This window comes from Actinomycetes bacterium (assembly GCA_036510875.1).
In the GTDB taxonomy this organism is placed as follows: Bacteria; Actinomycetota; Actinomycetes; order Prado026; family Prado026; genus DATCDE01.
The window spans coordinates 1-9,669 of the sequence record DATCDE010000044.1; the positions used below are offsets into that span (position 1 = coordinate 1).

Consider the following 9,669-nt stretch of genomic DNA (forward strand, 5'->3'; position numbering starts at 1 on the left):
TATCCGCATGACGACAGTGAGGGCACCCTGGCCGCAGATCTTGCGGAGCAGGAACACGCCAGCGTCTCGGATCGGGCGTCTTGGGACCCTCGGAGACGGCCAATGCCGCCGATGATTCGGGCTACTGCCGTGATCCCGATAGCCCATCTACCCGATCGATGAACACCGCACCCTTCCTGCCCACTTGCGCCTGGTGGTCCCGTCTCGGGCTGTCGGGCCCACACCGGTCGGTATCAACACCCCTGCGATCGGTGTGACGTCGCGCCTGCAGACCCTCGGGCAGAACCCCGACGGGTCGCTGCAGGTACCCGCCCCCGGCAGCCCCCGCGGCGACGAGGCCGGCTGGTACCGGTACTCACCCACGCCCGGCTCGCTCGGCCCGGCGGTCATCGTCGGGCATCTCGACTCCGCGAGCGGGCCGTCGGTCGTTTCCGACTCGGCGTGCTACCCCCCACGACGCGGTGCTGGTCACCCGCGCGGACGACTCGGTGGCCGTTGTCACCGTCGAACAGGTCCGCCGCTACCCCAAATCGAGCGTCCCGACGCAGCTCGTCTACGGCAACACCCATCATGCGCGCTGCGGCTGATCACCTGCGGCGGACCGATATCCGGCCACTACCGCCACAACATCGTCGTCCTCGCGTCCTTGGTCCGGGCGAAGGGCTAGCGGCAAACCACCGGCCGCGTCCCTCGGGAGAGGACGAGCCAGGCGAGGACGGCGCCCAGCAGCCGGTGGAAGGGTGTCACCCCACCCAGCACCGCGTCCCCCGCCCACACCGTGAGCGCTACGGAAGCGACGACGGTGGGGGCGAGTCGCGCCTGGCCGGACGGTGCACCAGCCAGCGCATTGCCGACGCGAGGCGCCACATCACGACCGTCCCGGCGGGTGGCCGGGTCAGGTGATTCCGGACGGTCCGCCGGTCGCGGACCGTCCTGGCTGGGAAACCGGCGCGCATCTCCACCGATGCCTCCAACTCCCTGCCCAGGGGCAGATAGCGTCGGGAGATGGTCCCCAAACCTGGACGGCTCGCCGCACGGGTGCGGTCGACGCTGCACCCGGAGGGTTTCCACGGCAGCGCCGAGCGCAGCGGCTTCTTCGAGGGCTGGTACGTCAAGCTGGTCAGTGCCGACCAACGCCACCGCTGGGCGGTCATCCCGGGCGTGTTTCTAGGGTTGGACGGGGGCGACGAGGCGTTCGTCCAGGTGCTCGACGGCGCGAGCGGACAATCCTGGTACCAGCGGTACGACCGCTCGGAGTTCCGCGCCCGCGACGACTCGTTCGACGTGACGGTGGGACCGAACCGGTTCACCGCCCAGGGCCTGATCCTCGACGTCCCGGACGCCGGCCTGCGAGGACAGGTGCGGTTCACCGACCCGATGGACTCGTGGCCGGTGCGCCTGTGGGCGCCGGGGGTCATGGGCTGGTACGCCTGGATGCCCTTCCTGGAGTGCTACCACGGCGTCATCTCTTTCAACCACGGCCTGGCCGGCACCCTGGAGCGAGACAGCGAGCCGGTCCCATTCGACGGCGGCCGCGGTTACCTGGAGAAGGACTGGGGCCGCGCTTTCCCGGCGGCGTACGTGTGGATGCAGACGAACCACTTCGCGCAGCCGGGGACCTGCCTCACCGCCTCGGTCGCACTGATTCCTTGGCTGCGCGGGGAGTTCCGCGGCTTCATCGTCGGGGTGCGCCATGAGGGCGAGCTGCACCAGTTCGCGACCCATACCGGTGCCCGGACGACCTGGCTGGACATCGACGACGACCACGTTGGATGGAGCCTGCGGTCCCGGCGAGGCGCCACGCTCGACCTGGTTGCCGAGCGTACGAGGGGGGGCCTGTTGCACGCACCGGTGCGCACGCAGATGCACCGCCGGGTGGAGGAGACGCTCGATGCCCGAGTAGCGGTGCGCCTCGCCGACCCGACCGGGCGGGTGCTTCTCGAGGACACCGGCTACTGCGCCGGCCTGGAGGTGCACGGCGACCTTGACCGGCTGCTCGCCACGCGGTAGCCGACGGGCCGTCCACGCCCTTGCCGAGTTGGACAGCCAGGTCGCGGGCGTCCCCGCAGTCACCTCACCATGGCGTCATTCATCACCCGCGCCCCGCCGCGCAGCCGATGACGGTGGTGGTGGCCGTGCTCGGCTCGCCCAGCCTGAGCCGGGCACGGCCACGCTCGGTGTACCGAGCCGACCCGATCTTGTGTCGGGTTCGTCGGCGCGGGATGCGGGGGCTGGAGGCCGATGGCCTCGGGCAAGGCCGAGATGCCTGGGTGAGAGTCGGAGGTGCTGAACGAGGAAGGGTGGTGCGCCAGATGGGTGCGAAGTCTGATCAGGTGAAGGGCCACGCCAAGGAGGCCGCTGGAATCCTCGCGGGCGACAAGGACCTCGAATCCGAGGGCAAGACCGATCGTCGCGCTGGTGAGGCCGAAGAGAAGATCGCCGACGCGCAGGACAAGGTCGAACAGGCGATCGACACGACCAAGAACAAGGTCGAAGAGACAGTCGAGAAGGCCAAGGACGCGCTGCATCGGAAGTAGGTCCTCCCTGGCAGGCCGGGCTGCCGAGGCTTGATGGTGCGAAGGCGGCGACTTGGTGGTGCCTGACCCGCGCGCTGCGGTCGGTGACTCCCGCGTGAGGGATCGTGGGTCACTGCGCAGGCCGGACCGACGTGCCGGACGGTGGGACTGGTCACGGGGTCCGGCCGCCTGGCGACAATCACGAACCCGCGGCCAGCGGGGCGGAAGCCTCGGCCGCGATCGCATTCGGTGCGCGGTCGAGTCCCTGATCCCCGGCGGCGACGGGTGTTTGCCTGGTGGTTACAGGGCTGTGGGGTCGTCATGCTCGTCCTGCTTGGGTTGATCGTCTTGTTGGTCGCGGTGATCGTTGGTGCCGCTGGCGTGCTCGGTAACACGGGTAGCGAGCATGCGCTGACCGACGGATTCGCAGTGTTCGGCTACCACGTGACGGACTCGACCGGCACGCTGTTCCTCTACGGCATCGTGGTCGGGGCGCTCGCAGTGCTCGGGCTGGGCCTGCTGCTGGCCGGTGCGCGCCGCACCTCCCGCCGGGGCCGCGCGGCGCGCAGCGAGCTCAAACAGTCACGCCGCGAAACCGCTGCGGTCAGCCGGGATCGCGACGACCTCATCGCTCAGCGCGAGACCGCTCGCGCAGACTTTGGCAGCCGACGTGCAGCGGACCGGTGCGCCCAACGGCGACTGTCAACTCAACCCCGATGAAGAGTCGCCTCATACTCAGGCACCGCCCCCGACGTCATAGACATCCACGCGAACGCATCTGCGGTCCGCTCGGACGCTGGCGGGGCCGGCAACAACCGTCGTCCCGCACGGCCGCGCGGGCCCTTCTGAACCGACAATCGCGCTGGCGGTCCCGGTGAACTGGGTGGGTGCTGAAGCGGTCTGCAGCCTCTGCTTGCGATGCGGCGACCCTGAGGGCGATAGGTTGGCCCTTGATGAGGAGTAGCTGATCGCGATGCGCGCGGGGGCCACGGCCGGTGCCGTCGGCGAGACGGCGGCTACGACGGCTGCCGAAGTCACGACCGGCGCGGGGGCCGCATACGCCCTGGTGGTGGTGGCGAACCGGCTTCCCGTCGACCTGGTCGACTCAGCGGATGGCTCGATGCAGTGGCGCACCAGTCCGGGTGGGTTGGTCAGCGCGCTGAAACCGGTCATGCAGCGCTTCGACGGCGCGTGGGTGGGGTGGTCCGGGTCAGCGGGCGAGGCGCCGGCACCGTTCGACGCCGAGGAAATGCACTTGGTCGGGGTGCCTTTGTCCGGGGAGGATGTCAAGGAGTTCTACGAGGGTTTCAGCAACACCACCTTGTGGCCGCTGTACCACGATGTGATCGCCCCGCCGCAGTTCCACCGTCCGTGGTGGAACGCGTACCTGCGTGTCAACGAACGCTTCGCTGCCGCCGCAGCTGCCCGGGCCAGGCCCGGTGGCACGGTGTGGGTGCATGACTACCAGCTCCAGCTGGTGCCGGGGATGCTGCGGTTGGCACGACCGGATCTGCGGATCGGCTTCTTCAACCACATTCCGTTCCCCGGCTATGAGCTTTTCGCGCAGCTGCCGTGGCGCCGGCAGGTGGTGGAGGGGCTGCTCGGCGCGGACCTGGTCGGCTTCCAGCGCCGAGCCGACGCCACCAACTTCCTGCGTGCCTGCCGCCGATCCGCCGGCCTGCAGACCCGGGGCTCGACGGTGTGGCTGACCGAGTCACCGGGTGGCCTCGGCCGCGACCAGGACCCCGCTGTAGACCGGCGGGCCGGCGGGGCTGTCCCCGAGGGGCGGGCGGTGCGGGTGGCCGCGTTCCCCATCTCGATCGACTACCACGGGTTCGGGGAGCTGGCCCGCCGCCCGGACGTCCAAGCGCGCGCCCAGTCCATCCGCGCCGAGCTGGGCGATCCCGACACGGTACTGCTCGGGGTGGACCGGCTGGACTACACCAAGGGCATCCCGAACCGGCTCTCCGCCTACGAGGAGCTCCTCGACAGCGGGCAGCTGGGACCTCCCGGCAGCGTCCTGGTGCAGGTCGCCAGCCCCAGCCGCGAACGCGTGGAGCAGTACCGGGTGCTCCGCGAGGAGGTCGAGGGCAGGGTGGGTCGGATCAACGGCCGGCACGCGACGTTGGGCCAGTCCGCGGTGTACTACCTGAACCACGCCTACCCCGCGGAGGAGATGGCCGCCCTCTACCTGGCCGCCGACGTGATGCTCGTGACTTCGCTGCGCGACGGGATGAACCTCGTCGCCAAAGAGTACGTCGCCTGCCGTCACGACGAGTCCGGTGCGCTGGTGCTCAGCGAGTTCACCGGTGCCGCCGACGAGCTGGGCAGCGCCTTCCTGGTCAACCCGCACGACATCGAGGGGCTGAAGGAGGCGATTGTGCGGGCGGTCGCCGTGACTCCGCGGGAGTCCCGGCGCCGGATGCGGTCGATGCGCAAGCGGATCCGCAACTACGACGTCAACCGATGGGCCACCTCCTTCCTCGACGCCCTCGGCTCGGCACCACCCACGTCCCGAGCCACGTAGACCCGCAGCCCACCTTCTCGCGCTGGCATCGCCACCCGAACCCAACACGGACCGGACCGAGGCGCCGCTTCAGCCGCGGGTTCAGATCGCACCTACCCGCCGGGCCGAGCCTCTCGAAACGCGCCCCGCATCGGCTCCTCGGAGCGAAGCGCAGCGCTAGTTGGGACAGCCTTGGCCCATCGAGCCCTTGACGGTCTCCCCGGGTGAGGTGGATCCGGTGAACTGTGTCGCCCCGTCAACCACGACGCGGAAGGCCCCAGGTGGAACCTCGGCAGACACCCTCATGGGCACCTGAATGCTCGGCTCGCCGAACGGCTGTGACCCCCGCAGGAAATGAACGGTCACGGTGGACCCAGCCGGATGCTGCGGCGAGGATCCCACGCAGAACGACACGGTGCTCAGGGCTGGCGATTCGCTGGGACTAGCGGTGCCTGTCGCGGTGGTCGAGGCCACCGTTCGACCGGTTGAAGGCGAGGTGCAGTCGGTGAGGGAAGCCGCTGCGAGCCCAAGCAACGCTGCGGGAAGAACGTACGTGGGGCGCACTCTCGACATCATGCCGCGCCAGCTGCCCGCAAGCGGACGACCAACAAGATCCGCCCCAAACGGCTCGCGCGTAGCCTCAGCGGCGCGCGGTAGCTCATTGAGCGTGTGTGGTCTGCCAAACGGGGTTTCGCCCCATGAAGGCGACGAGGCGGTCCACGGCGCCTGCGGAGTCCGGAACCGGGACTTCCTGACCGAATGCCTTGTCCGGTCCTCGGTACTCGGGCTTGAGCATCAGACGACCGGTCTTGAGCGCAAGTTCCGCTGCCTCGTCGCTGTACGACACCGGTCGGTCGATCGCTGTCGCCAGATCCCAACCGTGCGTGAGGAACTCCATGATGAGGAATCCCACCGGCAAGTTCTGCGATTGCTCAGTCATCTCTCGGTACGACCCGACGATTCGTTGCGCAGCTTGATGGAACTCCGCAGCAGGGCTCAGCCCCACGCGGTACGCATTGGGATCACCGATGTCGGCACCATCCGTGAGCCTGCTTGCGAAACTCGCCGCCCACCCGACAACGTGATCGGTCAAGCGAGCCACGTCCAGGTCCGAGCACGGGGTCGGCAGTTGGCCCTGGCCAGGCCCAACGGCCCGAATGGTCGCCTCCGTCTCGGCAAGAACGGACTCCAGAAGATCGGCTTCGGACTCGCTCACGCAGCGAATGTACCCGGCTCAGAGACGGTGGAGACCGATCCCTTGACCTGCAGACAACATGCCGACCCGACACCAGGACCGTCGAGGCAGTTCGCCCCAGCGCGCACTGATCGGGACGGTCGGCTACCGCTCGGGGGTGGTGGCCCTGAGCATCCGCTCGCTGGATTCCCGGACCAGGCGACGTTCTTCGTCAGTCAACTCGGCGGCTCGCTGCTCCACGACCCAGGCGAGCCGATCGAGGTCAAACAGAAGCCACGGCGTCAGGCGCTCTTCGGGTCGCCAGGCACTCGTGATCACCGTCGGCGCCACGCCCCCAGCATGCGCCTCCGGTCAGGGTCCGAACAGGGCAGAAAGACCGGTGAACGACCCCGGCATCCAAGAACAAGGAAGTCGCTGGCCGCACCGAATCGCCGGATCGACCCACGCTTGAACGGCGCATTGGCGCGGCTTCTGCTAGGTCCCGGCACCTTCGACGAAGGTGTGGACGGCGGCGCGGAGCAGGGGCTTGTTGATGCCGGTTTCGTCGGCGTGGGTGGCGAGAGAGAGACCGAACAGGGTTGCCAGTAGGACGACGGCGGCCTGGTCGCAGTCGAGATCCGTGCGGATGCGTCCTCGGTCTTGTTCGGCTTGAAGGTAGGCGGCGATCGGGGTGGGAGGGCCGTCGCCGCCCGGTGCGGCAAGGCGTGCGTTTCGGTACTCGGCCATTTCGGGGTCGGTGAGGAGCGCCAGTTCGAGGGGGAGGATGTCGTCGCGGAGCCCGGCAAGGTGTCCGAGGGTGTCGGTGAGGTTCGTCTCGACGGTGCGTTGTCCGGCGCGTTCGGGTAGACGGCCGAGTTCTTTCACGATGGCGATGTTGCGGTCGAGTACCGCGGCGAAGAACAGGGCGGTCTTGTCCGGGTAGTGGCGGTAGATCGTCCCCTCGGACACCCCGGCCGCGGCCGCGATGGCCTTGGTGGTGGCGTGTGCGTATCCGACCTCTCGCACGACCTGGGTGGTCGCCGCGATGAGCTTGGCGCGCGTGGCGTCACCACGGTCGGTCACCGGGTCCTCCAGGGGCGCCTGTGAGCCGTGACGCTCAGTCGGTTACGTCGCGGCGGGTGAACACCACGGTAGCCAGGAGCAGTCCGGCGACGACGTAGGCCAGGCCAAGAGCGGCTGCTGCGGGGTAGGTGAGGGCGGTGTTGCCGCCGTTCGCGAGTGCGGTCAGAGTCGAGCCGAGCAGCCAGTCCGAGGAATGGCTGGCTGCCATCTTGATGACCGATTCGACGACCAGGACGTATCCGACGCCGACGGAGATCGCGACCGCGGAGGATCGGGTGAGGACGGCCAGGGCGAGGCCGAGGAAGCCCCACACGCACAGTGCGGCGAACGAGTTCAGCCACGCTGCGGCCAGGGTGGGGAGGACGTCCGTTCCCCAGGCTGTGGTGGAGATGCCAGCCTGCTTGGCGGCCGGCACTGCCACCAGGACGTTCACGACGAGCGCGACGAAGGTGGCGACCGCAGTGACGATGACGAGCGCGATCGCCTTGCCCAGCAGGAGCCGCCACCGGTGAGGGTGAGCTGCCACGAGGAGCCGGATGAGACCGCTGCTGTAGTCGGTGGCGGCCGCCACGGCCCAAAACGACAGGGTGACCACGCCGAACATGCTCGACGCGGCCGCCAAACCAGAGACGAGCCCGTGCGACGTGGACAACGTTGCGGCGTCAGGGAACACGACTCCGGGGGCACCGGGGGGCAGGGCCTGCCCGTTGCCGACGGTGCTGAACATGACCGTGTTGATCATGACGGCGAACAACGCCATCAGCCCGAACCAGGCCACCAGCATGCGGGGGCGGCGCAGGCGGACCAACTCGCTGCGGACCACGTTGAGCGTCACGCGACCTCCCGTCCCTGGCCTGAGCGTGCTGCGGCCAACTCGCCGTCGGTCTCCCCGGTCATGGCGAGGAAGATGTCCTCCAGGCTGTCCTGGACCACGACGAGGCTGCTCAACGTGACCCCGGCGTGCGCCGCGGCACGGTTGATGCCCGCCGCCCGTGTCGGTTCCGCGACGACCCGAAGTGTCCCCTCGGCGTTGGTGACGTCCCACCCGGCGGCGATGATCGCGCGGGCGAGGCGGTCGGTGTCGGCGTCGTGTTCGGCGCGGATGTCGATGTGCGCCCGGGTGCGGGCCACGAGGTCCCCGATCGGTCCGGTGAACAGCAGCGTTCCGAAGCGGATGACCACGATGTAGTCGCACGCGGCCTCGATCTCGGTGAGCAGGTGGGAGGACACCACCACGGTCCGCCCGTCCTGGCCGAGGCTGCGTAGCAGGCCGCGGATCTCCACGATGCCTGCGGGATCTAGGCCGTTCGTCGGCTCGTCGAGGATGAGCAGTTGCGGGTCGGACAGCAGTGCAGCGGCGATGCCGAGGCGCTGCTTCATTCCCAGGGAGAAGTTCTTCACCGGCTCGGTCTGCCTCCCCGCGAGCCCAACCATGGTCAGGACCTCGTCAACACGTGAGGCAGAAAGACCACGCAGACGAGCCAGCGACAACAGGTTCCGGTGCGCGGACAAGCCGGGTACGAACGCGGGACTCTCGATGAGAGCGCCCACCTTGTCCGCATACGCTGCAGGGGCGGAGATCGGATTCCCGAGCACCGTCGCGGTTCCCTCGGTCGGCCGGACCAGGCCCAGCAGCAGCCGGATCAGGGTCGACTTGCCCGACCCGTTCGGACCGACCAAACCCATCACCCCCGATGCAGGAAAGTCCAAGGACAGGTGGTCAACCGCGAGGACGGGACCGAAACTCCGGGTCAGACCCGAGGTCGAGATGGACGACACGACAACTCCTCTGTATGTGAGCGCTCACTCACGAACGTTGCCAGTGCCGAACGCCGACGTCAAGCCTTCCCCCTAATCGTCCAGGCCACTGATGAAGGCAACCACCGGGCCGATCTGCACCTCCGGCACCACCAAGCCGGTCTCCTCGCGCAGCTCACGCACCGCCGCTTGCGCCAGCGGCTCCTGGCCGTCCACCCCGCCACCAGGGGGGAACCACGCCGAACCCAGCTCGTGGTGGCGGAAGTCCCACCACGAGCGGATCAACAACAACCGGTTGTCCCCGTCGACGAGGAAGACCCGGGCCGAGCGGCGAACAGCCGACCCCAGCCCGGGCGGAGGCGTGTCGGGCATGCAGCCATCCTCCCGTGCAACCAGCCCTCGATCGGCACATCGCGGGCGCGCGTTTCGCGGCACTGAGTGTGCGGTCAGGAGTCGCTGGCGATCACGGCGGCGATGAGTTCATCGAGACCGCCTACGTGGTCCGAAGTCAGGGTGCCACCACCTGGTTCGTTCGCCGGGTCGGTGCCCTCCGTCATGTGCGGCCTAGCCGAGTCCGGCCGGGTCTGCGCCGCCGGCGATGCGCAGTAGCCGGCGCATCGCGTCGCGGAACC

12 protein-coding genes are annotated in these 9,669 nt (G+C 68.8%); 5 read left to right on the forward strand and 7 right to left on the reverse strand.

Annotated features, from left to right (window positions below; all coding sequences use genetic code 11):
* The first annotated feature begins 461 nt into the window (after positions 1-461).
* The 5 genes from VIM19_02680 to VIM19_02700 all read left to right on the forward strand — a co-directional run bounded on the left by VIM19_02680 (position 462) and on the right by VIM19_02700 (position 5,043).
* Positions 462-587 (forward strand): hypothetical protein, encoded by a 126-nt coding sequence (locus VIM19_02680; protein HEY5183816.1) that lies wholly within the window; start codon positions 462-464, stop codon positions 585-587.
* A gap of 418 nt (positions 588-1,005) precedes the next feature.
* The gene (locus VIM19_02685; GenBank protein ID HEY5183817.1) at positions 1,006-2,010 is read left to right on the forward strand and encodes a tocopherol cyclase family protein; all 1,005 of its coding nucleotides are present in this window, start codon (positions 1,006-1,008) and stop codon (positions 2,008-2,010) included.
* Positions 2,011-2,300: 290 nt separating this feature from the next.
* Complete coding sequence (locus VIM19_02690; protein ID HEY5183818.1) at positions 2,301-2,537, forward strand: CsbD family protein; 237 nt, start codon at positions 2,301-2,303, stop codon at positions 2,535-2,537.
* 300 nt (positions 2,538-2,837) lie between these two features.
* Positions 2,838-3,236, forward strand: coding sequence for a hypothetical protein (locus VIM19_02695; protein ID HEY5183819.1), 399 nt, complete (start codon positions 2,838-2,840; stop codon positions 3,234-3,236).
* A 253-nt stretch (positions 3,237-3,489) separates the two neighbouring features.
* Positions 3,490-5,043 (forward strand): trehalose-6-phosphate synthase, encoded by a 1,554-nt coding sequence (locus VIM19_02700; protein HEY5183820.1) that lies wholly within the window; start codon positions 3,490-3,492, stop codon positions 5,041-5,043.
* Between the two features lie 637 nt (positions 5,044-5,680).
* Here the strand turns inward: VIM19_02700 and VIM19_02705 are convergent.
* From VIM19_02705 to VIM19_02735, 7 genes are all read right to left on the reverse strand, one after another.
* A complete protein-coding gene (locus VIM19_02705; GenBank protein HEY5183821.1) occupies positions 5,681-6,238 on the reverse strand; it encodes a TIGR03086 family metal-binding protein in 558 nt (185 codons plus the stop codon).
* A 123-nt stretch (positions 6,239-6,361) separates the two neighbouring features.
* Positions 6,362-6,547 carry a hypothetical protein gene (locus VIM19_02710; GenBank protein HEY5183822.1) on the reverse strand — a complete coding sequence of 62 codons (186 nt, stop codon included), beginning with the start codon at positions 6,545-6,547 and terminating at the stop codon, positions 6,362-6,364.
* Positions 6,548-6,691: 144 nt separating this feature from the next.
* On the reverse strand, positions 6,692-7,279 hold the full coding sequence (locus tag VIM19_02715; GenBank protein HEY5183823.1) for a TetR/AcrR family transcriptional regulator: 588 nt from the start codon (positions 7,277-7,279) through the stop codon (positions 6,692-6,694).
* A 34-nt stretch (positions 7,280-7,313) separates the two neighbouring features.
* On the reverse strand, positions 7,314-8,114 hold the full coding sequence (locus tag VIM19_02720; GenBank protein ID HEY5183824.1) for an ABC transporter permease subunit: 801 nt from the start codon (positions 8,112-8,114) through the stop codon (positions 7,314-7,316).
* Entirely contained in the window at positions 8,111-9,058 is a 948-nt protein-coding gene (locus VIM19_02725; protein ID HEY5183825.1) for an ATP-binding cassette domain-containing protein, read from the reverse strand. Before VIM19_02725 ends, VIM19_02720 begins: the two co-directional genes overlap by 4 nt.
* Before the next feature lie 72 nt (positions 9,059-9,130).
* Positions 9,131-9,409: an NUDIX hydrolase gene (locus tag VIM19_02730; protein ID HEY5183826.1), complete on the reverse strand. Its 279-nt coding sequence runs from the start codon at positions 9,407-9,409 to the stop codon at positions 9,131-9,133.
* Positions 9,410-9,483: 74 nt separating this feature from the next.
* A partial coding sequence (locus tag VIM19_02735; protein ID HEY5183827.1) for a hypothetical protein occupies positions 9,484-9,669 on the reverse strand: 186 nt, incomplete at its 5' end.